The organism is Acinetobacter bereziniae, assembly GCF_016576965.1.
Taxonomy (GTDB): Bacteria; Pseudomonadota; Gammaproteobacteria; order Pseudomonadales; family Moraxellaceae; genus Acinetobacter; species Acinetobacter bereziniae.
On record NZ_CP066119.1, the window covers coordinates 2,563,028 to 2,585,341 of the forward strand.

Genomic DNA, 22,314 nt, shown 5'->3' on the forward strand with positions numbered 1-22,314 from the left:
TATAACCTAGATTTAAACACTTTTCTTGCTGTTTTAATACATGTCAAAATCAACAAAACTTACTGTTAAATTTTAGCAATTTGTTGATGCAAACTTTGCAAAAACAAGTCTGCCTCTGCTTTGCTTTGACATTTTTTATGATACGTTCCATTCGCCTTTTGACTATGGGGTGTATATTTAATATCAATAGAAAAATCTTGTGTAATCATATTCTTCGAAACATGCACTGCAATAATATGTAGAGAGTTTAGATAAAAACCATCTTCTATTTTAACCAACATTTTACCGCCTCAAATTTTCATACAATCATAAAAAGGTGAAAAAGCTCATAATGTGATGAGCAGACTATTTAAATAAATTAAAGTTAAGTGTATCTCAGTTTAGCTAGATTTTAAAATTTTGATTCTGTTTTTATGTAACATAATTTAGACAAGGATTAATCAGATTTAAAACATAAAAGTAACTTTCAATAAAACTGCTCTAAATTGTCCGACATTTTTTCAGCCATCCTCGTTGATTGGTGCTAGATTGAATAAATCGTGATATTTATCACATTACATAAAAAAATTTATTTGTTTTGATCTCTTTTATGGAGGTTGTGTATATGAATTATTTAATTATTTTGAATTCTTCTCATGAACATCATTTTGAGGAAGTTCATAAACTGATCTGTGACTATGATGCTTCGATTCGAGTTAACCCTTCAACTTGGCTCATACATACCCATTATGATGCAACAATCATTCGTCAACACTTAACCAGCATTATCAGTATCCATGATTCGCTTTTAGTATTTAAAATAGATCAAGAACACTCTTTTACCAATGATTTGGACTTAAATGATTGGCTGGAGGATATTCATAATGAGAGTGCCATTAGTCTTTAGTGATGAATGACCAATGTAGTTCTTCATTTAAACTAAGCTATCCCCCTGAGATCAAAGGGATAGCAATATTTTTAATGGTAAATTAAACACTCAACATACTGTTTAGTGTCTCACTGACATTTTTTGATTTCACTTGAGATTTTAACGCCTCTAGTGATGCTTTCACTTCACTGCGTTGTGGTTCAGCCAAAGTATACCAGCGTGTCAATACTTGTAATAAACGAGAACCGACGATTGGGTTTTTCTCATCTAAGTATTTCGCCAATTCAACAAAATGTTGAACACCAAAACTCCATGTATTTACAGGATTAGCATTTAAACCACCGCTCACTGAACGTATACGGTTTGGTGTACCCAAATCATAGTCTACATGTGAAGTTAAATATTTGATTGTTTCAGCAGTTGCTTTTGGATGCGCAGCTTGAATCATAAACCATTGATCCAATGACAAATCCTCATCTTTAAAACGTGTATAAAAGTCTTGTAAAGCTGCTTTGGCTTGAGGAGCATCATTCCAAACTAAAACTTTCAATGCACCCAAACGTTCCGACATATTCATTGAGTTTTCATATTGAGTATAAGCCAAATCAAAAACCTCACGATCGCCTTGTCGTGCCATTAAACTCAACATAATATTTTTCAAAGCACGGACACCCATCGCTTGTGAAAATTCATGTTGTGAATCGGGATCAAGTGACAAATAAGTGTCTTTGGCAAAACGACCCAATACTTTTGCCAATTGATTTAAAAGTGCTTCACGCGCTTCATTGACAATCAATGGATTATAATCTTGATCAATGCGACTGCCCAAGTAACCTTCTGTAGGTACATCAAACAAACGAGATGCCAATAACGGATCTTTTTCAATTACATTCGGCAAAGTTTGTTGTATTGCGTCTACATAAATTTGGGCATCGTGACCATTAAGCAAAATACGTTCAAGTAAAGTTTGTGTCGCTTGCCATTGATTAAAACCATTGGTTTCGTATTGCAGTAAGAATGCCAGCTCTGCATCTGAATAATTAAATTCAAGATTTACTGGTGCAGAGAAATTACGCAACAAAGAAGCAATTGGCTTTTCAGTTATTCCTGTAAACTCAATGCTCGCTTCTGCTTGATCAAACAAATACACACCATCTTTCACATCATTTTCAAATAGAGCATCTGATTTCAGGGTATATTGCGCTCCTGTCTGCGCATTAAATAATGCCAAAGCAACAGGAATAGGCACCGCTTTTAAATTTGGATATTTAGCATGGGGTTTTAAACTTTGTTTAAAACTTAAACGGTAAGTTTGAGCAACTGCATCATACTCACCTTTGGCTTCAAGTTTTGGTGTTCCTGGTTGATTATACCAAATGAGGAATGCTGATAAATCTACCCCTGAACCTGCTGTCAATGCAGCAACCCAATCTTCAACTGTCACCGCTTGCCCGTCATGACGACGGAAGTACTCATCTGTACCTTTGCGGAATTTTTCTTTACCCAATAAGGTGGACATCATACGATTGATTTCAGCACCTTTCTCATACACTGTTGCTGTGTAAAAATTGTTGATCTCTACAAAATGATCTGGTCGTGGTGGATGAGACAATGGACCCGCATCTTCTGGGAATTGATGTGCTTTCAGAACAGCAACATCATCAATTCGTTGTACCGCAGCAGATTGAAGATCTTCAGAGAAAGACTGATCACGGAAAACCGTTAAACCTTCTTTGAGACACAATTGGAACCAATCACGACAAGTAATACGGTTACCTGTCCAGTTATGGAAATATTCATGCGCAATCACAGATTGCACACGCATAATCGCTGCATCTGTCGTATATTCTTCATCCGCAAGCACACATGAAGTATTGAAAATATTCAGACCTTTATTCTCCATTGCCCCCATATTGAATTGACTGGTGGCAACAATCATATAATTGTCTAAATCATAAGCTCGACCATAATGTTCCTCATCCCAACGCATAGAATGCTTGAGTGCTTCCATTGCAATATGGCATTTTGGAATGTCCTTCTCTTCTGCATAGATTTCTAAAGCAACATCCCGACCTTCTGAAGTCGTATAACGATCTTTTAATACTGCGAGATCACCGATCACACAAGCAAATAAGTAAGCGGGTTTTTTAGTAGGATCTTGCCAAATTGTATAATGACGATCTTCACCAGTTTCACCTGCTTCAATCAAATTACCATTTGCCAAAAGTACTGGATATTTTTTGTCAGCCTCTACACGTGTGGTAAAAACAGACAATACATCTGGACGGTCTGGATAGAAGGTAATTTTTCGGAATCCCTCTGGCTCATTTTGGGTCACAAATAAATCAGTACCAGCGAGATACAGTCCTTCTAGCTGTGTATTGGTTTCAGGATGAATAATGACAACCGTTTCAACAAGTGCCTGTTCTGGCGCATTGCTGATAACGAGTTGTTCTGAATCCAACTTATACTCACTTTCTGTAAGTGGCTTACCATTAATTTTAATTGATTTTAATTCTAAATCACGCCCCAGCAAGACTAAATCGCCGACTGCTTGGCGTTTCATTACTAATTTTGAACTTACATCAGTATGGTCATCATAAACTTGAATATCCAGATGAATAGAATCTACAACATAGGATGGTTTCTGATAATCTTTTAAGTATATGGTTTGATCTGCTTCAACGATGGGGTTTGCCGCAATATTCATATGATGTCCTAATCCTATTGTTGAGTTTAGACGTAGTGTTGTGAATTTGATCATGCTTCAAATTTCACAATTTGTCTGTATTGTTTATTCATTTATATATGGGTGTAGTTGAAATTAATTTCAATCGTTTCAAAGCAAATGAATGCAAAAAACGTGCGAGATGCCCTTTATTTATACAAAAATAGCATTCTTGAATAGCATTGTTCGCTAGGCGCATTTAGAAATGATTTCTATAAGGGGAAACTAAATACTTATTTTTGACCAAGCGAAGAAGTCTCATGTATGTGCATATCGATCGGTGCACCCAATACAGTGAATTCGATTGAACCCAATCAGCGTTTTTAGTTTTTGAGTTAAAATCACGATTCGATAGTAGATATAAAAATTGAATAATAGACATATACACTTGTTATCAGAAGTTATAACCCTGTTTAGACAAGGGCAATAGCTGGAAAATTAATGAACAATGTGCAATATCAAGATATAGGAAAAAATATTAAAATGCTTAGGCTATTTATGATCACTTTATATCTCTTGAATATATCTGCATCTGCACAAGCGACAGCATCATACTTTTGCTTTAAAACAGAGCATCAGAAAAATATTTTGCTGGTTTCTGCTGAGGAGTTTCCTGAGATCAAAACGATTCAATATTATCCATATTTAAAAAAGATTGATTTGAAGTTTTCTCATTATGATGCAATAGATACAGCAACAGGCAGACCAAGCGAATTTCATTATTTTTATAAAGAAGTTATCAATAATCGATTGTTGGGAACTTATGAAGTGATTTATCAAGGTGCGATGTTCTATACAATCAACTATACCGCTAAAAATGATCGTCGCCCAACAAGATTTGAGAGAATTGATCATCTAGATCCAAACACACAGCAAAGCTTAAATCGACAAGGTATTGATTGCTTTTAAACGATATTTTTACAAAGAAACACGCAGAATAATGCTTTCTTAATCTGAAATTATGGATAATGGCTTTAAACGAAACAAAGATATGTCATTATGAAGTTGCGAACATTGTTCAGTGTGTGCTGTTTTACTTGGTTAGGACTTAGCACGTTTACCCATGCAAATCCTGAATTTTTAGCTCCAGATCAAGCTTTTCAATTTTCAGCAGAATCACTTTCAGAAAACAAAGCCCAATTGAATTGGACGATTGCACCTCATTATTATCTCTATCATGATCAATTCAAGGTCACTGTAAATAATAAAGCAGTACCATTTAGCTTACCAAAAGGACATATCAAAGATGATCCAACCTTTGGTAAAACTGAAGTTCACTATGAAAGTGTAAGCACCACTATTCAGGTTAAACCCAATACTCAATATGTAGTAATGTACCAAGGTTGCTCCGCTGATGGTTTATGTTATCCACTACAAAGAAAAAATATTGCTACAGATGCAGATGGTTTATTGCCTCAAAACAATACTGCATCTAAAAACATGCTGAGCAGTCGTACAAATAATTCCTTGTTGAGCCAATCTGAAACCGCTCCATCTCTAGATAAAAATATTAAAAATGATTCAGATCATGCAAAAATCCCAACATCGAATGCAGATAATGCAGAAAAAAATTCAACTATAGCAACGACAACGAATGTACAAAAAAGTATTAATCAAGATCAATCCACTGAGGCTAGTGTAGATCCTAACCAGATACTGAGTTCAAGCGCTGTCATTACAAAAAAATCCAATTCCTCCCCCCTAAATGCTAATTCTTCAACAAATGACCACACAACGTCATTACAGTGGAATGATGATCAATCATTTTTTAAACTTTTATCAAAAGATTCATTGTTTCTGAATTTATTGGTATTTTTTGGTTTAGGAATTTTGCTTGCTTTTTTACCTTGCTCACTGCCCCTCATCCCGATTCTTTCAGGCATCATTATTCAACGGGCTAAAGGCTATAAAGCGGTAGTAATTGCCCTCTCCTTTGTGGTGAGTATGGCGGTCATTTACGCCATTATGGGAATTGTAGTTGCTGAGATCGGTTATAGTTTTCAACGCTGGTTCCAAAGCCCTTGGATTGTTTCATTATTTGCTGTGTTATTTGTCATATTGGCATTGAATTTATTTGGTTTATATCAGCTCAATTTACCGCAATTTATAACCAATAAACTCAGCAATCTACAAAACAATCAAAAAGCTGGCACCATTTTAGGTGCTGTGGTGATGGGTGCTTTATCCGCACTGATTGTAGGTCCTTGCATGAGTGCTCCACTGGCAGGTGCATTATTATTTGTTTCACAAACCCAAAATGCTGCTTTAGGTGGTCTCTATCTATTTATTCTAGGTCTAGGTATCGGCGTACCTTTATTTATTGCCAGTGTATTCGGTTCTAAATTATTACCAAAACCAGGAAAATGGATGGATCGAATCAAAGTCAGCTTTGGCTTTGTGATGCTCATGGTTGCGTTGTACTTTATTCGTCCAATGCTGCCTTCTACGGTTTATGCTGCAATTTTCGCTCTATTGTGTATCGCGCTAGCAATCTACTTATTTATTGCCTTGCGAGATAGTGAAAAAGTTGTCAATAAAGCCATACTTACAGTGATTGCCGTACTGAGTCTTTTTGCGGGACTTTGGAACATTCAACAAGGTTATGCTGCTTATCAAATTCAACATAGTCAATCCGAACATTTGGTCTGGAAGAAAGTCACTACCGCTGAACAACTTGAAAATGCTTTGGTTCAAGCAAAACAGCAAAATAAACCGATTATTATAGATGTTTATGCAGATTGGTGTGTGGCATGCCAACCCATTGAAAAAGAGGTTTTCCCACGTGTTGACGTACAGGATGCATTAAAGAATTTCACACTGATTCAGTTAGATTTAACCGAATATAATGCCTCACAGGACATTATTTTAAAACAACGCGAAATATTAGGTCCACCAACGATGTTGTTCTTGAATCATCATGCAGAAGAAATTCGTGAATTGCGCTTCACTGGAACTTTCTCAGCACAACAATTGCTCAAACAAACAGCACAAGTGCAAGAAATCGTGAACGCACAATGACCATGATAACCCTACAAGCCATTCATCTCGGTCCATTCATGCTACCTTGGACGCTGACGATCTTGATGGTCGCCATCTTAGTCAGCGTCATCATAGGAAAGTTGACTTACCGTTACTTTGAACTAGAAACTTCACAGTGGCCAACTTTTAAAGATTCGATTTGGACTGGGATTTGGCTTGGTGTGTTATGTGCACGTATAGGCTTTGTATTATTGAATTTAGAGGTTTACTTAGACCATCCTATTGAAATCATCAAAATTCAAGACAAAGGATTTAATCTTTATTTAGGCGTTATTACAGCTTTTCTCTGGATCATATGGAAAAATCGCTTGCTGAAAAAAAGCTTTATCCTATTGCTACTCACAATATTTAGTTTATTAAGTGTTTCAGCTCATTACACCTATCGACAAATACAACTGCAATATCAACAATTTCCTGACGTTCAACTACTGAATTTACAACAGCAACCTATCAAACTCACAAAATATTTAGGAAAACCGACTGTGATTAATCTATGGGCAAGTTGGTGTCCACCATGTAGACGTGAAATGCCCGTATTAAGTGCAGCACAGAAAAAATATCCCAATGTGAAATTAATCTTTATTAATCAAAATGAAGATGCGGTAACTGTGCAAAACTATCTGCAACGACACTCACTGCAACTAGATGAAGTTTTATTGGATACAAATGGTTCAACTGCTCAAAAAATGGGAATGTTTGGTTTACCCAGCACTTTATTTTTCGATGCACAAGGCAAATTAATCGATACACATATGGGAGAAATTACCCATGCTGCCTTACATCAAAAAATTCAAAACTTAGTTTCGGATTAAATGATGTCAACATCACTGATTTTGTCATGATGAGTTTTCAACATAAGGAGTTTCTTAATGATAGATTTAAAAACACTCGGTATTTACTCGTTGAGTTTGGTCTTAAGTGGCTCACTTTTTGCCGCAGATGCTGATTTTCTCAAAAATAAACTTGAAAAAGAAGGTTATAACTTCGTTAAAAAGATTGATGCCCCTGAAGGTATGGAAGGTTGGACAGGCTATAAAGACGAATATCCATCTACCTTATTTATAGCTAAAGATCAAAAACACTATATCGTGGGCGATCTTTTTGATGCATCTGGAAAAAATTTAACAGAACAAGCGATTAATACGCATGTTAAAGGTGCAGTCCTCGATGAGATTTGGAAAAGCTTAGAAAAATCCACTTGGATTCAAGATGGTGATACAAACGCTAAAAAAATTGTCTATGTGTTTAATGATCCTAACTGTCCCTACTGTCATACCTTTTGGCAACAAGCACGTCCATTTGTTGCATCTGGAAAAGTACAATTACGTCATATTATGGTCGGTGTGATTCGCCCAAGTAGTAAAGGGCAAGCAGCAACGATTTTAAATAGTGCAAATCCTGCTGAAATTTTTAAACAGTACAATCTAAGTAATGGTAAAAACAAATTGGTTGAAATGAAAAATCTACCAAAAGCGCTATCTGAAAAATTGGATGCCAATACTAAACTGATGGATAAGTACGGTTTTTATGCCACACCAGCAATGGTTTGGAAAGATGCCTCAGGTGAAATCCAGAGCCAACAAGGTGCACCTAAAGATATTCAGAAATTATTCAATGAGTCCTTATAGAGGCTGTTAACAATTTGTCTATATTTGCGACCAGATATTTTTTAGGCGATAGTAGCCTCGAAATACGACATTTAGTCATTCTAAATGATGAGAAATACTGTTGCAAGGAAATGACCAAGCAGCAAAAAACGCGAGTCTTTCACTGCAACTTACGCAGCAAACAAAGCATTACCTTATTCTTGCTCTGGGTTATGGACACCCTTACCAATCACTCACTTTGATCTTGCTGGCATGACATGGATGTTCTGCTTATATCATTGTTGGGCATTGCTTAAAATTTTCAGCGCATGATCTAAAGCTTATTAAGAACTTAAACTGTGTAATATATTCAACATAGCATTGCTACATTACACTTTTATATTATATCCAAATGAATGCCTTCAACCGAATATACTTTAAGGTCTTTAATCCAAACAACTGATTTTAAAATAATTTTATAGCTTTTAATTGGATTTTATTTTTGATAAATCATGCAACAACTCCATTAATTGTTGGATCTTTTCAGCACCATATTGTTCTTTAATATTTTTATAGGACTCCTCCATTTTTAAGGCTTGGCTTTCAAAATAATTTCGACCTGCTTGGGTAAGTTTGATTAAGCTCACTCGTTGGTCATGTAAATCCTTACTTTTGATAATTAAATTCTGCTCAGCCATACGATTGACGATGCCTGTTAAACTTGGTCTTAAAATACAGGTTAATTCTGCCAAGTGGTTGTTCTCAAGCTCATCGTATTGATAGAGCGTACAAATCACACGCCATTGTTGCTCAGTTAAGCCCATCTCATTTAAAGCAGGGCGAAAATAGGTTTTGGTGGCTTCACGCGCCTGTACCAGTGCTAAAGTTAGCGAAGGTGATAATCGAATTGTTTTCATAGAAATCCTTTCATGAAACTCATGCGAATGGATAGGTAAATCGAGTTTTCATTCAATAGATCCAAATTGGTTTACTGTAATGATTTAAGTTAACTTTCTTTTTGTTACATCTAAATTTATATCAGATGTGAAATAAAATAAAAAATTAATTTTAATTAACAATAAAGTTTACTTTTTTTCATTCATCGCTTGAGTCTGGCATTTTTAATGGGCGGAATTACACAATATTGCTTTATTTTATTGAATACTTTACAGCCATAAATAAACTACTTTTCATCTTTATCAGATCGATTTACTTCGAATATTAGTTTTATTTTCCCCATAAAAAAACTCGCAATAAAGCGAGTTTAGGATACATCAATCGCGAAATTGACGATTAAAACAAGATGAATCAAAGACCAGGGAAAATCAACTATCATCATGTTTTAATGCCTTTATTATTCATGATTTCTAAAAAATTTCCTTGTCATTTTCAGCCAATTAAATGTCATTTCCTGACAAAATAAAATTTAAAGGATATTTTTGTTTATTTTTCAACCAAACAAAATTTTTCCAGTGCCACTCCTGAAATTTGCATGCTCTGCTTTTGTCGGTCCAAGAAATCATTGGCAATCATTAACATCATGTTTGCTGTATCCAATTGCAAATTTTCTTGAGAAATTTGCGCAATCCCTTGATATGCTTCTAAACGAGAACAAAAAGCTTTTCTCTGTTGATCCGCGTCTTGGTTTCCCATTATTTCATCATCTAGAATCTGTTTGGTTGCATTGACTTGAGCAGTATAATTTTGAATACGCTGGTTATATTCATCTTGTGTAAGTTTTTGCGTCTGGTCTTTAGCAAAAACTGATGTCATTAATCCAATACCCGTCATCACCAATAACTGCAAAATAAACTTATGCTTCATAAGCACGCCTTTTCATTTATATGACATCAGCTTTCCAAACATCCTCATAATCATCTGCATCAATCATAAAACGAAAGCCTTGCTCCAAAGCTAAATAAGGGATTGCATCTGGAAAAACGTCTTCTAATTCTTTTACACTAATGACATCAAAGAAGTCCTCACCTTCTTCTAACTCTCCCCCATAAATAAACCACGAAACATTTTCAGCATCGGGTTGTTTACGTAAACCCACAATCGGTTCTTTATTTAAAGTGTGTTTGGCAATTGCAACCAGATCTGTTTCATTGACTTTGATATAACGTGAATCAAACTCTTCACAGACCAATTTTTGTTCTTCTACAAAATCTTGCAACATATCTATTCTCAAACAACCTGATTTTGTGAGATTGTAAGCTGACAGTTTGACAATCACAACTAAATTCACATGCTGTTCAAACGATAGACAGCATTGCAAAAAATAAATAATTTGCTAAACTTGATTTTGTAACGTATTCAAATTAGATCATTCGAGGTCAAACATAATGCAGCAATATTCACAGACAAAGTCTGGACTCGTTGACCTCAAAGCATATCCGAGATCTCGAACCACTCAACAGGACATGATCATCAAAGATGAAATATCCGCTCAAAACTTATATTTTTTTCACCCACATCTTAAAATAGAAATCCCCTATCCGCTTGAAACTGTTGCTGCAGGTTTTCCCTCTCCAGCACAGGACTATACTGAAAAGAAAATTGATCTAAATGAACACTTGATTCATAACCCTATTGCAACGTTTATTTTAAAAGTTAATTCTTTATCGATGAAAAATGCGGGAATTGAAATTGGTGATGAAATTCTGATTGATCGTAGTCTAGATGCTGAACATGGTGATGTAGTATTGGCATTAATCAATAATGAATTTACCGTTAAACGATTTATGCATAAAAAATTATCCACGGGCTCATATAACATTTGGCTTAAAGCGGAAAATCCAGATTTCCCCGATATTCATCCGCATAGTGAAGAGCAGATTATGATTTGGGGCGTTGTGACCTGTATTTTGAAAAAACTCAAATAAACTGCAAAATTGATTTTGCTGCCTAATTAAATTAAAGCTACCCCTTCCTTATCTAGGATTGATTTGCATGGAAATTAAATGATATGACTGAATTATTGAGACGTTTAGCACTTTCGCATCAAGGTTTAATTTCTCAACCTGCATTTGGTTTAGGCTTATCTGGAACACTTCAAACAATTCAACATCTAGGTTATGTGCAAATTGACACTATTTCAGTCGTCGAACGTGCTCACCATCATATCTTATGGAGTCGAGTCCCAGACTATCAGCCCAATCATCTAAATCAACTGGTACAACAACAACATATTTTTGAATATTGGTTCCATGCAGCATCTTATTTACCGATTCAAGATTATCGCTATGCGCTTCCTCATATGACATCAGTACGAAATGGCGAACATCGCTACTTTAATCGGGGTGATCAACATTTGATGAAAGAAATTTTAGCAAAGACTCGCGCTGAAGGTAGCATTCGTTTACGTCATATCGAGCAAGGCAATCGACTAAACTCAGGGGGATGGTGGAACTCCAGTTCAGCACGCCGTTCAATCGATCAATTGTTTATGCAAGGCGATTTGATGATATGCGAACGAAATGGGATGGAAAAGGTCTATAACCTGACTGAGCGTTGTCTCCCTAGCCAGCTCAACTTAACCATGCCGACGTTAGAAGAATATGCACGCTATTTATTTAATACTACGCTGAGAGCGCACGGTATATTTACCTGGAAACAATTACTGCATCTTAAAGTCGGCAGTCAAATTCGCGAAGCAATGCGTAAAATAGTCAAGGAACAACTGGATGCAGGCGTGATCATCCCCTTATCTCAGTTAGGTGATACCGATAAAGAAAGTTCAAATATTTATATTAAAACAGATGCTTTAGAACGCAAACATCAGATTGAATTAAAAGTTAAAATTCTGTCCCCTTTTGACAATCTTGTCATACACCGAGAACGTCTAAATACACTGTTCCACTTTGATTATCGTTTAGAATGTTATGTAACCCCAACTAAGCGACAATTTGGATATTTTTGTTTACCTATTTTATATGCTGATCAAATGGTGGGGCGTATCGACTGTAAAGCACATCGAACCAAAAAGGAATTTGAAGTATTGAATCTGCATTTAGAAGATCATTGCTTTAAAAATAAACATATAGATTATGATCACTTTCTCAATGCACTCAATGATGAACTACTTAATTTTGCGCAATTTAATCAATGCCCTAACTTAATAAACCACCCTAGTCAGCTTTTTAATCGTGCTCTACAACAATGTTCATAAGGTGAAAGATCAGCTCAAATCTGTATTTAAGCTGAATTAGAAAACCTACTCATCTACTACCAAACACAAGTACAGCGCCTCAATCCTTAATTGAGGCGCTGTACTTTTATTTATTGCGTAAATTAAGTCTGAATGCTACTTTTGCTGAGCTTTATTCTGACTTTGTTGATTATGTTGAGCCTGTTGATTTGATTGCTGATTTTGCTGCTTCTGTTGGTCCTGCTGACTTTGTTGCTTTTGCTGTTGATTAGATTGGTTAGGTTGACGTTGTGGGTCATTCTGCTGATTTTGTTGCTGGTTGTGTTGATTAGCCATTTTCATATCCATCCTTTTTTACATATTGGGATATGCCGTACAAATCGACGACAACTATTAATTTAACGCGCTCAGCATTGGAAACAAGCGTATAGATGTTTCATTTTTCGACATCGTAACACCCAATATGAGATTCATGTTTTAAAAGAATAACTTCGAGGTTGAAGCTTTTTACGTGGATTACTTAAACCACGATGAAGCACAACAATCCTTACAAAGCGCTATATTGATCTACTGAATAGCAAAATTTTTATGCTGTGAAATTCAAGCTATCCACACCTATTTAAATTTGAATTTATTTTAAACATCTTTTAATATTTCACTTGAATTTGTAACTTTTTCAAAATCATCATGAGTGAACAAGTTTTTGCTTTAATCGACATCAACAATTGTTATGTCAGTTGTGAGCGGGTATTCAATCCAAGCTTAAACAATAAACCTGTCGTCGTATTAAGTAATAATGATGGCTGTGTTGTTTCACGCAGTAATGAAGCCAAAGCATTAAATATAGATATGGCTGTTCCTTGGCATGAGGTTGAAAAAGTAGCGAAAAAAGCAGGTGTTATCGCCTATTCAAGCAACTATGCTTTATATGGCGATTTCTCAGAACGTTTTTTTAAAACACTTAAAACCTTTTTTAAAGAGGATGATCTAGAACCCTACTCAATAGATGAATGCTTTATTAATTTAAGCTCTTATCGAGACTTATTTGACTTAGAAGAATATTGCCGCAGATTGGTGAAAACTATTCAAAAATGGTTAGGTTTACCGTGTTGTATTGGCATTGGTTATAGTAAGACGCAAGCCAAGCTTGCCAATAGTTTTGCAAAAAAACGGCATGGATTTGAGAATGTTTGCGATTTGACTGGCTTAGATTTATGTAGCTTTGAAGCTTTGCTTCTCGAAACCAATGTGGCTGAGGTGTGGAGCATTGGACGTAAAACCAGCAAACGGTTACAAGCATATAATATTTATAATTGCTATGACTTAACTTTTGCCAATGAACACTACCTAGCACGAGAGTTCTCAGTGGTCATTGCACGTACTATTCGTGAGCTAAAAGGTCAATCCTGCATTGCTTTGGACGATCCTGAAATGCCCTCTAAACGGATTCTTTCTTCTCGAAGTTTTGCTTCAGCATTAACCAATGTTGAAATCATCAAACAGGCGATTATTTTTCATGTTAATCGAGCACATCAACGCCTTACTCGACAGCAACAACTCTGTGCAGTTGTGCATGTCTCTTTGTATGAAAAAATTCCTCAGGCACCTTATAAAAAAGCCCAAAGCAGTGCTTCAGGCTTGTCATATGCAACAGATGATTTGATGACTTTAACTAAGGCAGCATTGCAGCAAATAGATGTTTTATTTAAAGAAAATATCAAGTATGTAAAAGTCGCAGTGATGCTTTCTGCCCTTCATCACAAAAGCCAACACATCAATGACTTATGGCATCCCGTAGACTTTATTCAGCAACGTGATCAACTCATGGATACGCTGTCCAATATGAAGCAACGCTTTGGTCCTGATTGTATTCAAGTGGGTTACCATTCCAGTAGTGAAACATGGAAAATGCGTCAACAAAATCGCTCTCCAAGTTATACGACACGCTGGAGTGATATCTTATGTATTGATGATAGTCATATGGCTGTTACACAAATCAAATGAATAGTTTTGGTCACTCAGTTTAGAATGGAATCACTTTAAAACAATGCATGAAAATGTCATATTTTAACATTGCCATTTAACGACAAAATTTACATTATATATGCCGTACAAGGCACAGCATTTCCGCGACGATTCAAAGAAAATATAAAGTATTTGTGGAAAAACATGCCATAATATGCAAACTTTGCAGACATCTTGCAAAGATTTTTGCAACTTTTGAATTGGAGCAGTCTCAATGAGTTCGACCATTTTGGTCATTCACGGACCAAACTTAAACTTGCTAGGAAAGCGCGAACCAGAGGTCTATGGTCACCTCACATTGGATGACATTAACCAACAACTCCTAACGCAAGCTCAGCAAGCCAATATTACTTTAGATACTTTTCAAAGCAATTGGGAAGGTGCTGTGGTGGATCGTATTCATCAAGCACAACAAGACGGCGTCAAAATTATTATTATTAATCCTGCCGCACTTACACATACTTCCGTTGCTGTACGTGATGCCCTTTTAGGTGTCGCTATCCCTTTTATTGAAGTACATCTTTCTAATGTTCATGCCCGTGAAGCATTTAGACATCATTCTTATTTATCAGATAAAGCCGTTGGCGTAATTTGTGGTCTTGGTGCTAAAGGTTATTCTTTTGCACTTGATTACGCTATCGACAAAATTCAATCTTCAACTCAATCATAATTTAGGAATACGAACCCATGGATATTCGCAAAATTAAAAAGCTCATCGATTTGATGATCGAATCTGATCTTCAAGCAATTGAAGTGAAAGAAGGCGATCAATCGATTGCTTTAACTCGTCGTAATCCTGTGGTTGCTGCTGGTGTAGCACCTGTTGCACTCCCAGCTGCTGAAGCACCAGTAGTTAAAGCTGCCTCTCGTGGTGCTGTAGAAACCTCACCTATGGTCGGCGTGTTCTATTCTGCACCAAGTCCTGGCGAAGCTCCATTTGTCAATGTTGGTCAAACTGTTTCTGCGGGTGAGACTTTAGGTATCATCGAAGCAATGAAAATTATGAACCCAATTGAAGCAACCCAAAGTGGTGTAGTTGAAGAAATTCTTGTAAAAAATGGTGATGTAATCCAGTTCGGTCAACCTTTATTCCGCTACCGCGCGTAATACCTCGGGGGTTGATATGTTGCAAAAAGTTTTAATTGCAAACCGAGGTGAGATTGCGCTACGCATCACTCGCGCTTGCAAAACTTTAGGGATTAAAACAGTCGGAATCTATTCTGATGCTGACAAAGATTTAATGCATTTACGTTTTTGTGATGAAGCCGTATGTATTGGTCCGGGTGCAAGTAGTGAAAGTTACTTAAATATTCCTGCCATTATTACAGCTGCAGAAATTACTGGTGCAGATGCAATCCATCCCGGTTATGGTTTTTTATCTGAAAATGCTGAATTTGCTGAAATTGTAGAAAGTTCAGGTTTTATCTTTATTGGTCCACGTCCTGAACACATTCGCCTAATGGGCAATAAAGTTTCAGCGATTACGGCGATGCGTAAAGCAGGTGTACCAACAGTTCCTGGTTCTGCACATGCAGTGACGCCAAACAATGCTTTGGCTGAAGCAAAAGAAATTGGCTTTCCATTGATCGTCAAAGCTGCTTCAGGTGGTGGTGGTCGTGGTATGCGTATTGTTGAACGTGTAGACACCCTACTCGAATCTGTTCAAGCTGCACAGCGTGATGCAGAAATGTGGTTTGGCGACGATACCGTTTATATGGAACGTTTCCTACAAAAACCTCGTCATGTTGAAGTTCAGGTTTTGGCAGATGGTAATGGTCAAGCAATTCATTTATATGACCGTGATTGTTCGTTACAACGTCGACATCAAAAAGTCCTTGAAGAAGCACCTGCACCTGGTCTACCAGAAGAAGCACGCGCTCATATTTTAGAAGCATGTGTAAATGCTTGTAAATTAATGCAATACCGTGGTGCTGGTACCTTTGAATTCTTATTTGAAGATGGCGAATTCTTCTTCATTGAAATGAATACACGTGTTCAAGTTGAGCATCCTGTGACTGAACAAGTCACAGGTGTAGATATTATTGAACAGCAATTGCGTATTGCTGCTGGTCTAGGTCTTAATCTTCAACAAGAAGATATTAAGATCGAAGGTCATGCCATTGAATGTCGTATCAATGCCGAAGATCCATCTACCTTCTTACCTTCACCGGGTAAAATTGAATCATTCTATGCACCCGGTGGCGCAGGGATTCGTTTAGATTCTCATATCTATCAAGGTTATAGCATCCCACCATATTATGATTCAATGATTGCAAAATTGATTTCTTATGGTAAAGATCGTGATACTGCGATTGCCCGAATGAAACAAGCTTTAGATGAAATGATTTTAACTGGGATTAAAACCAATATTCCATTACATAAAGATTTGATTCTTGAAGATAAGAACTTCTGTTCGCAAGCGATGGATATTCATTACCTTGAAAAACATTTATTAAAGCAACTTCAAGGTCATGAAAATGATGCTTAACTGATCTTTGCTTAACAAAAAACCTCTGTAAAATGGACTGAACCCCAAATCTTGGACAGTTTAGTTAACGCTGGATTGAGTTCTGAATTGAACAGGGCTCAATCCTTTTAGTTTAATTTGTATTCTCTCATGATTATAGTAATGGATGTAGTCATGAATTTGTTGCTCTAAGACTTCAATGCTTTCTGGTTTCTCTAGATAAATCGTCTCTGATTTTAATGTACCAAAGAAACTCTCCATCAAAGCATTGTCCCAACAATTCCCTTTTCTACTCATACTTTGCTTAATCTTATTCGCTTTAAGCGTACTCCTAAATTGGCTCATTTGATAATGCCAGCCTTGATCTGAATGAAGCATAAGCTTGTGTTTTCGTGAGTTTGGTAAATGACTTATGGCTTGATCAAGCATATCTTTAACAAGTTGAAATACTGGGCGTCTTGAAAGTGTATAGCTCACAATCTCATTGTTATAGCAGTCTAAAATCGGAGATAAATATAACTTCGTATCAGCAACTTTAAATTCGGTTATATCTGTCAGCCAACGCTTATTGGGTCGCTTCGCTTCAAAGTTACGTTTGAGTTTATTTTTGACTATTTTATTGGATGTACCTTTGTAGGCATTGTACTTTTTACGCCGAATCAATGAAATTAAACCAAAGCCTCTCATCAACCTAGCAATCAATTTATGGTTATGATGAAGACCTTGTTGCTTCAAGGCTAAAGTGATTCGTCTATAACCATATCTACCTTTATGCTGATCATAAATTTGGCAAATTCGTTGCTTGAGCTCTGCATATTTATCTACGGCATTTAGCTTGGCTTTATGATAGTAGAAACTACTCCTCGATAACTCAGCAATATCTAAAAGCAATGGCAAAGCAAACTCAGTACTCATCTGATCAATCAACCTTGCTTGTTGTCCTTTTTGGGTGGATTCAGCAAGGCGTCGAGCTTTTTTAAGTAAGCATTCTCAGCGCGTAAATAGAGTAGTTCATGCTGAAGCTCAGCAGTTGTTTTTTCATGATCAGGTTTATCAACAATATATTTATGTTTATTTTAGACATGGGTGCTCTTCCTTTAGACTTTGGTTCTAGTCCAAGCATACCATCGGTTTGATAGATTTTACGCCATACACTGATCAAACTCGGGGAAGAAATACCAAAACGAAGAGCTGTATCAGATAAACTTAATCGCTCATCCTGCATAGTTGTTAATACTTTATATTTAAATTCAGCTGTATAAATTGTCTTATTCTGTTTTGGTTTTATTGCATCAATTCCACCTAAGTTGAATTGAGCCAACCATTTAGAGACATCCTTATCACTAATCGAAAAATGCTTGGCTGTTGATAAACTAGAATGGCCTTGAGCATAATAAGCAATGACTGCTTGTTTAAACTTTAAATTGTATTTCATAAAAATACCCTATAAGTTGTGTCCAACTTATAGGGTTCAGTTCAAAACAGAGGTTTTTTAATATCAATGAAATCGATTTATCATTTAACTCAGTGACCTATCAGCACAACATCTTTAAGCCATGGCACTGTTCAAATTATATATCTCAAACCTAAGGCAAGACTTTGCGCAAAGTGGCAAAACATTGATCCCCTTTATCTGACGCACAAAAACTCATGGTATTTTTATTAATCCACTTTACATAATACTGCGACACATCCCCAGTTTGATCTTCTTTACGCCCGGAACAATCGGTTTCGTTATTTTCATAGCGAATTTGCATGATCAATGCAGGAGGTTTTTCTAAAGTATTATCAGGCGAGGGTTGATAATCAAAAAGTCCTACTGACCACTCTTTGGCACTGTTGACAACAACTTCATTGGAACCTCGGAAATTATAATATTCGATGCATTTTTTATTTTCAGGAATTTCCATTCCCCATAAACCTAAAATTTCAGGTCGAGTACTAATTCGAATGGTGCTGGTTGTATTTGTCGCCATTACATTGTTGGTCGTTGTTGCTTGAGCGCGTGGAGGTGCCTCATCAGCTTTAGTGTAAGAAGAAAAGCTAAGCAGTAAAGAAATTATAAGTGCTGTTTTTTTCATACCCAATCTTGTATGCCAAATTTTATCATGTATAAACTATCATACATTTATAATAAAACATGTAAAATTAACCATATAAGAACAATCTTTATCCAAGCTCAACTGCAGAATAAATTTCTAAAATGCTGGATTAAAGGCGATTAAAACTATTGATTTATCGATATACATAGATATGATTATCATTACTACCTTAAAGACAAAGCCACGTGACTTGGAATTGGAATTAAGCATTCTTCTAAAATAGGTTAGTCATTTGCCACGAGCGATACTGTATTTAAGTCAAACGTTTAAGGACAATATTTCTGCATTTTTTCTGATTGCAGTGATCATATTTGCCTGTGCTTTGGCTGGAATATTGGGTAGACCGCTCTCCTTTCTTGCTATTTTCTGGCCAGCAAATGCCGTCTTACTCGGACTCTTTTTAAGATTTACCACGCTCAAAAATATTGGTGGGTGGCTAGGTGCATTTACAGGTTTTATGCTTGCAGACCTGATCACTGGAAATAGTTTTTTAGTGACCTTATTTTTAACCTTAGCCAATCTATCGCACACTTTGGTAACCTTATTACTTATTCATTTCTTTAAACTAGACTATAAACAATATAATAAAGGTTTAACTTTTTTATATCTTTTTGGCATCAGTGCATTTGGTGGTTGTCTCGCCGCAGCTACAGTTGCTTGCTTAACGGTTCCTCACTTGCCCAATACCTTTATGTCTATCGATCGAATCTGGATCGACTTTGGGATGTGGTGGACTGGAGAAATCCTCAATGTCATCGCATTTTTACCAATCGTCTTAGCAATTCCAAACCGCACTACGTTACAAAGTTATTTCCATGAATTTAAGCAACAACCCGTTCAAGCCCAACTTATTTTACCTTTTTTAGGTGTTGTTTTCTCAGTAACACTCACCCACTTTTTTATCGGTCCGGGTGCAATCATGTTCCCAATTGCGGCATTGATATGGGCTGCACTCAGTTATAATCTATTCTTTGTCTCAATTATCAATTGTGGGGTATGTATGCTTTTATATAATGCATTGACCTCATACTATATTACCCAATCACCAAATGCCTATCTAGAAACAACGCTTTCCGTTCGAATAGGTTTGTTTATGCTGGCATTAGGACCGTTGACGCTAACCATTATCAGTCGTAACCGACAAAAGTTATATCATCAGATTTTATATCTCGCCAATCATGATGGTTTAACAACTACGTTAAATCGACGTTATTTTTATGAGGAAAGTGAACGTACAATCGCCAAAAATACTGAAAAAACAGCGCATAGTGTGACGATATTACTGCTGGATCTAGATCATTTTAAAAAAATTAATGATCAATACGGACATTTGATTGGGGATTATGTTTTACAAACATTTTCCCAACAAGTAAAAGCACAGCTACGTGCCCATGACTTGCTCGGTCGTTTAGGGGGAGAGGAATTTGCAATTTTACTGAAAGATTTAAGCTTAGATCAAAGTATCGCAATTGCTCAAAGAATCTGTAATATGACCTTCGATACCCCTATTTATTTAGATGATCAACGTACACTTCAGATCAGTGTAAGTATAGGTTTGAGTTACCAAACATTACCCCACTGTATTCCCTTTCAACAGCTCATCAAACGTGCAGACGCAGCACTGTATTTGGCGAAAGAAAAAGGAAGAAATCAACTTTGTTTAGAAACAGATATTCAACAAGATCAAAAAATATTTGCCCATTAACCTTAAATTGCGAGGGAATGCAATGAAATATTCAGAATATATTCAATATGATGGCATCGGTTTAGCACAACTGGTACAAAGCAGACAAATACAAGCGCATGAATTACTTGAAATCGCCATTCAACGTGCTGAACAGGTCAATCCTAAAATCAATGCCATCGTGATTCCGATGTATGAACAGGCAATGAAAAATGCCAATAACCACCATTCAGGTCATTTTTCTGGCGTTCCTTTTTTATTAAAAGATCTCCACCAAGAGTTCGCAGGTGTGGCAACCTCTTTCGGTTCAAAATCTTTTAAAAATGCCCAATATATTGCCAAAGAAAACGCTGAAATCGTTACTCGCTGGATTAAATCAGGTGTCGTAACTTTTGGTTTAACCAACTCTCCTGAATTTGGCATTAAAGGCATCACTGAACCTGAAGCATGGGGAAGCTGTAAAAACCCATGGAATCTCAAATATAACAGTGGTGGTTCATCAGGGGGTGCAGCCTCAAGTGTTGCTGCTGGAATTGTACCTATTGCAGGGGCAAGTGATGGTGGAGGCTCAATCCGTATTCCCGCATCATATTGTGGGTTGTTTGGATTAAAGCCAAGTCGAGGACGTACGCCTTGGGGACCTAAAATTAGTGAAGCCATGCATGGTGCAGCAATGCAGCATATATTGTGTAAATCCGTAAGAGACAGCGCAGCAATGCTGGATGCAACACAAGGTTCAGATCACAGTGCACTTTTTAATATTCAACGTCCAACAGAAAACTATTTAGAGATCATTCAAAAAGCTCCAAAAAAATTACGTATTGGTTTTTCAGTCACGTCACCCATTGGTACTCAAGTATCACAAGATGCCGTCAATGCCATTCAAAACACCGTAAAGTTGCTACAATCCTTAGGGCATATCGTTGAAGAAGCTTCACCGCAGATTGATGGAATGGCTTTGGCTAAAGATTTTATTACCACATGGTTCAGCCAATGTGCTTATACTGTAAAACAAGTTAAACAGCAGTTTGGTGCAAAAGATCAAGATTTTGAATTAGATACTTTAGCCATTGCTGCATTTGGTGCTAAAGCATCTGCATTGGATTACATCAACAACCTGAATAACTGGGGAACTTATGTAACTCAAATGAATCAATTTTTTAGCCAATATGATTTACTCCTTATCCCCTCCACTGCATCTGTTGCACCCAAAAATGGTGAAGTCAAAACACCTGCTTGGCAAATTCCTATTTTAAAAGCGTTACTTAAAGTTGACCAAGCACACTTACTGGCTAAAGGAAAACTGGTTGAACAATTGATTAAAAATAATTTGCAGTGGGTACCCTTTACACAACTGGCAAATATTACGGGCTTGCCTGCCATGTCTGTACCCTTATATTGGAACAAAGATCATTTACCCTTAGGCTCTCAATTTATTGCCCCATTTGGGCATGAAGATACGCTATTACAATTGGCGGCACAGCTAGAACAAGCACAACCCTGGGCAACACGTTACCAATCCATCAAGGTATAAATTAACTTATTGTAAATATTCATATAAATTTTACCATTTATATGAATATTTACGTATTTTTTAATAACTATAAAAGTTTAATTAAACCTTTAAATCCCCAAATCAAAACTAAACTTTGCGACAAAGAATAA

General features: G+C 36.5%; 22 protein-coding genes. 13 read left to right on the forward strand and 9 right to left on the reverse strand.

Annotation, left to right across the window (positions count from 1 at the left end; genetic code table 11):
- Positions 1-65: 65 nt before the first annotated feature.
- Entirely contained in the window at positions 66-281 is a 216-nt protein-coding gene (locus tag I9192_RS12115) for a hypothetical protein (RefSeq protein WP_004830520.1), read from the reverse strand.
- A gap of 323 nt (positions 282-604) precedes the next feature.
- Here I9192_RS12115 and I9192_RS12120 point away from each other — a divergent pair, with 323 nt between their 5' ends.
- Complete coding sequence (locus tag I9192_RS12120) at positions 605-886, forward strand: hypothetical protein (RefSeq protein WP_005031894.1); 282 nt, start codon at positions 605-607, stop codon at positions 884-886.
- Positions 887-968: 82 nt separating this feature from the next.
- Here the strand turns inward: I9192_RS12120 and pepN are convergent, their stop codons facing one another.
- Positions 969-3,578: an aminopeptidase N gene (gene pepN, locus I9192_RS12125; protein ID WP_005031896.1), complete on the reverse strand. Its 2,610-nt coding sequence runs from the start codon at positions 3,576-3,578 to the stop codon at positions 969-971.
- Positions 3,579-4,037: 459 nt separating this feature from the next.
- Between pepN and I9192_RS12130 the strand changes: the two genes are divergently transcribed.
- From I9192_RS12130 to dsbG, 4 genes are all read left to right on the forward strand, one after another.
- Complete coding sequence (locus tag I9192_RS12130; RefSeq protein WP_005031898.1) at positions 4,038-4,505, forward strand: hypothetical protein; 468 nt, start codon at positions 4,038-4,040, stop codon at positions 4,503-4,505.
- A 90-nt stretch (positions 4,506-4,595) separates the two neighbouring features.
- Positions 4,596-6,614 carry a protein-disulfide reductase DsbD gene (gene dsbD, locus I9192_RS12135; protein WP_200149834.1) on the forward strand — a complete coding sequence of 673 codons (2,019 nt, stop codon included), beginning with the start codon at positions 4,596-4,598 and terminating at the stop codon, positions 6,612-6,614.
- Positions 6,611-7,447 (forward strand): TlpA disulfide reductase family protein, encoded by an 837-nt coding sequence (locus I9192_RS12140; RefSeq protein ID WP_005031903.1) that lies wholly within the window; start codon positions 6,611-6,613, stop codon positions 7,445-7,447. Before dsbD ends, I9192_RS12140 begins: the two co-directional genes overlap by 4 nt.
- 57 nt (positions 7,448-7,504) lie before the next feature.
- Positions 7,505-8,263, forward strand: a complete 759-nt coding sequence (gene dsbG / locus I9192_RS12145; protein ID WP_005031905.1) for a thiol:disulfide interchange protein DsbG — start codon at positions 7,505-7,507, stop codon at positions 8,261-8,263.
- A 443-nt stretch (positions 8,264-8,706) separates the two neighbouring features.
- On the opposite strand, the gene hpaR is transcribed toward dsbG, so the two are convergent.
- The 3 genes from hpaR to I9192_RS12160 all read right to left on the reverse strand — a co-directional run bounded on the left by hpaR (position 8,707) and on the right by I9192_RS12160 (position 10,400).
- Complete coding sequence (gene hpaR, locus I9192_RS12150) at positions 8,707-9,138, reverse strand: homoprotocatechuate degradation operon regulator HpaR (protein WP_004830512.1); 432 nt, start codon at positions 9,136-9,138, stop codon at positions 8,707-8,709.
- A gap of 526 nt (positions 9,139-9,664) precedes the next feature.
- On the reverse strand, positions 9,665-10,045 hold the full coding sequence (locus tag I9192_RS12155; protein ID WP_004830511.1) for a hypothetical protein: 381 nt from the start codon (positions 10,043-10,045) through the stop codon (positions 9,665-9,667).
- A 16-nt stretch (positions 10,046-10,061) separates the two neighbouring features.
- Positions 10,062-10,400 (reverse strand): immunity protein Imm33 domain-containing protein, encoded by a 339-nt coding sequence (locus I9192_RS12160; RefSeq protein ID WP_004830510.1) that lies wholly within the window; start codon positions 10,398-10,400, stop codon positions 10,062-10,064.
- A gap of 166 nt (positions 10,401-10,566) precedes the next feature.
- Between I9192_RS12160 and I9192_RS12165 the strand changes: the two genes are divergently transcribed.
- Positions 10,567-11,106 carry a LexA family protein gene (locus I9192_RS12165; RefSeq protein ID WP_200149835.1) on the forward strand — a complete coding sequence of 180 codons (540 nt, stop codon included), beginning with the start codon at positions 10,567-10,569 and terminating at the stop codon, positions 11,104-11,106.
- Positions 11,107-11,189: 83 nt separating this feature from the next.
- Positions 11,190-12,392: a winged helix-turn-helix domain-containing protein gene (locus I9192_RS12170; protein ID WP_004830508.1), complete on the forward strand. Its 1,203-nt coding sequence runs from the start codon at positions 11,190-11,192 to the stop codon at positions 12,390-12,392.
- Between the two features lie 135 nt (positions 12,393-12,527).
- Here I9192_RS12170 and I9192_RS12175 read toward each other — a convergent pair whose 3' ends face one another.
- Positions 12,528-12,707 (reverse strand): hypothetical protein, encoded by a 180-nt coding sequence (locus I9192_RS12175; RefSeq protein ID WP_174761299.1) that lies wholly within the window; start codon positions 12,705-12,707, stop codon positions 12,528-12,530.
- A 351-nt stretch (positions 12,708-13,058) separates the two neighbouring features.
- Here I9192_RS12175 and I9192_RS12180 point away from each other — a divergent pair, with 351 nt between their 5' ends.
- From I9192_RS12180 to accC, 4 genes are all read left to right on the forward strand, one after another.
- The gene (locus tag I9192_RS12180; RefSeq protein WP_200149836.1) at positions 13,059-14,375 is read left to right on the forward strand and encodes a Y-family DNA polymerase; all 1,317 of its coding nucleotides are present in this window, start codon (positions 13,059-13,061) and stop codon (positions 14,373-14,375) included.
- Between the two features lie 235 nt (positions 14,376-14,610).
- Positions 14,611-15,066 carry a type II 3-dehydroquinate dehydratase gene (gene aroQ / locus I9192_RS12185; protein ID WP_004830504.1) on the forward strand — a complete coding sequence of 152 codons (456 nt, stop codon included), beginning with the start codon at positions 14,611-14,613 and terminating at the stop codon, positions 15,064-15,066.
- A gap of 17 nt (positions 15,067-15,083) precedes the next feature.
- A complete protein-coding gene (gene accB / locus I9192_RS12190; RefSeq protein WP_004830503.1) occupies positions 15,084-15,503 on the forward strand; it encodes an acetyl-CoA carboxylase biotin carboxyl carrier protein in 420 nt (139 codons plus the stop codon).
- 16 nt (positions 15,504-15,519) lie between these two features.
- The gene (gene accC / locus I9192_RS12195) at positions 15,520-16,884 is read left to right on the forward strand and encodes an acetyl-CoA carboxylase biotin carboxylase subunit (RefSeq protein ID WP_005031915.1); all 1,365 of its coding nucleotides are present in this window, start codon (positions 15,520-15,522) and stop codon (positions 16,882-16,884) included.
- Positions 16,885-16,944: 60 nt separating this feature from the next.
- Here the strand turns inward: accC and I9192_RS12200 are convergent, their stop codons facing one another.
- From I9192_RS12200 to I9192_RS12210, 3 genes are all read right to left on the reverse strand, one after another.
- A complete protein-coding gene (locus tag I9192_RS12200; RefSeq protein ID WP_010591792.1) occupies positions 16,945-17,790 on the reverse strand; it encodes an IS3 family transposase in 846 nt (281 codons plus the stop codon).
- Positions 17,791-17,839: 49 nt separating this feature from the next.
- On the reverse strand, positions 17,840-18,298 hold the full coding sequence (locus I9192_RS12205; protein ID WP_228289322.1) for a transposase: 459 nt from the start codon (positions 18,296-18,298) through the stop codon (positions 17,840-17,842).
- A gap of 151 nt (positions 18,299-18,449) precedes the next feature.
- Positions 18,450-18,944, reverse strand: coding sequence for a hypothetical protein (locus tag I9192_RS12210; RefSeq protein ID WP_004830501.1), 495 nt, complete (start codon positions 18,942-18,944; stop codon positions 18,450-18,452).
- A 253-nt stretch (positions 18,945-19,197) separates the two neighbouring features.
- Between I9192_RS12210 and I9192_RS12215 the strand changes: the two genes are divergently transcribed.
- Together I9192_RS12215 and I9192_RS12220 are read left to right on the forward strand one after the other, a co-directional pair.
- A complete protein-coding gene (locus I9192_RS12215) occupies positions 19,198-20,670 on the forward strand; it encodes a GGDEF domain-containing protein (protein WP_005031916.1) in 1,473 nt (490 codons plus the stop codon).
- Positions 20,671-20,692: 22 nt separating this feature from the next.
- A complete protein-coding gene (locus I9192_RS12220) occupies positions 20,693-22,183 on the forward strand; it encodes an amidase (protein ID WP_005031918.1) in 1,491 nt (496 codons plus the stop codon).
- Positions 22,184-22,314: the final 131 nt, after the last annotated feature.

Bases quoted from the DNA above. Each gene is read 5' to 3' on its own strand.
- I9192_RS12115 (WP_004830520.1), bottom strand. From the start codon at position 281: ATGTTGGTTAAAATAGAAGATGGTTTTTATCTAAACTCTCTACATATT.
- I9192_RS12120 (WP_005031894.1), top strand. From the start codon at position 605: ATGAATTATTTAATTATTTTGAATTCTTCTCATGAACATCATTTTGAG.
- pepN (WP_005031896.1), bottom strand. From the start codon at position 3,578: ATGAATATTGCGGCAAACCCCATCGTTGAAGCAGATCAAACCATATAC.
- I9192_RS12130 (WP_005031898.1), top strand. From the start codon at position 4,038: ATGAACAATGTGCAATATCAAGATATAGGAAAAAATATTAAAATGCTT.
- dsbD (WP_200149834.1), top strand. From the start codon at position 4,596: ATGAAGTTGCGAACATTGTTCAGTGTGTGCTGTTTTACTTGGTTAGGA.
- I9192_RS12140 (WP_005031903.1), top strand. From the start codon at position 6,611: ATGACCATGATAACCCTACAAGCCATTCATCTCGGTCCATTCATGCTA.
- dsbG (WP_005031905.1), top strand. From the start codon at position 7,505: ATGATAGATTTAAAAACACTCGGTATTTACTCGTTGAGTTTGGTCTTA.
- hpaR (WP_004830512.1), bottom strand. From the start codon at position 9,138: ATGAAAACAATTCGATTATCACCTTCGCTAACTTTAGCACTGGTACAG.
- I9192_RS12155 (WP_004830511.1), bottom strand. From the start codon at position 10,045: ATGAAGCATAAGTTTATTTTGCAGTTATTGGTGATGACGGGTATTGGA.
- I9192_RS12160 (WP_004830510.1), bottom strand. From the start codon at position 10,400: ATGTTGCAAGATTTTGTAGAAGAACAAAAATTGGTCTGTGAAGAGTTT.
- I9192_RS12165 (WP_200149835.1), top strand. From the start codon at position 10,567: ATGCAGCAATATTCACAGACAAAGTCTGGACTCGTTGACCTCAAAGCA.
- I9192_RS12170 (WP_004830508.1), top strand. From the start codon at position 11,190: ATGACTGAATTATTGAGACGTTTAGCACTTTCGCATCAAGGTTTAATT.
- I9192_RS12175 (WP_174761299.1), bottom strand. From the start codon at position 12,707: ATGGCTAATCAACACAACCAGCAACAAAATCAGCAGAATGACCCACAA.
- I9192_RS12180 (WP_200149836.1), top strand. From the start codon at position 13,059: ATGAGTGAACAAGTTTTTGCTTTAATCGACATCAACAATTGTTATGTC.
- aroQ (WP_004830504.1), top strand. From the start codon at position 14,611: ATGAGTTCGACCATTTTGGTCATTCACGGACCAAACTTAAACTTGCTA.
- accB (WP_004830503.1), top strand. From the start codon at position 15,084: ATGGATATTCGCAAAATTAAAAAGCTCATCGATTTGATGATCGAATCT.
- accC (WP_005031915.1), top strand. From the start codon at position 15,520: ATGTTGCAAAAAGTTTTAATTGCAAACCGAGGTGAGATTGCGCTACGC.
- I9192_RS12205 (WP_228289322.1), bottom strand. From the start codon at position 18,298: ATGAAATACAATTTAAAGTTTAAACAAGCAGTCATTGCTTATTATGCT.
- I9192_RS12210 (WP_004830501.1), bottom strand. From the start codon at position 18,944: ATGAAAAAAACAGCACTTATAATTTCTTTACTGCTTAGCTTTTCTTCT.
- I9192_RS12220 (WP_005031918.1), top strand. From the start codon at position 20,693: ATGAAATATTCAGAATATATTCAATATGATGGCATCGGTTTAGCACAA.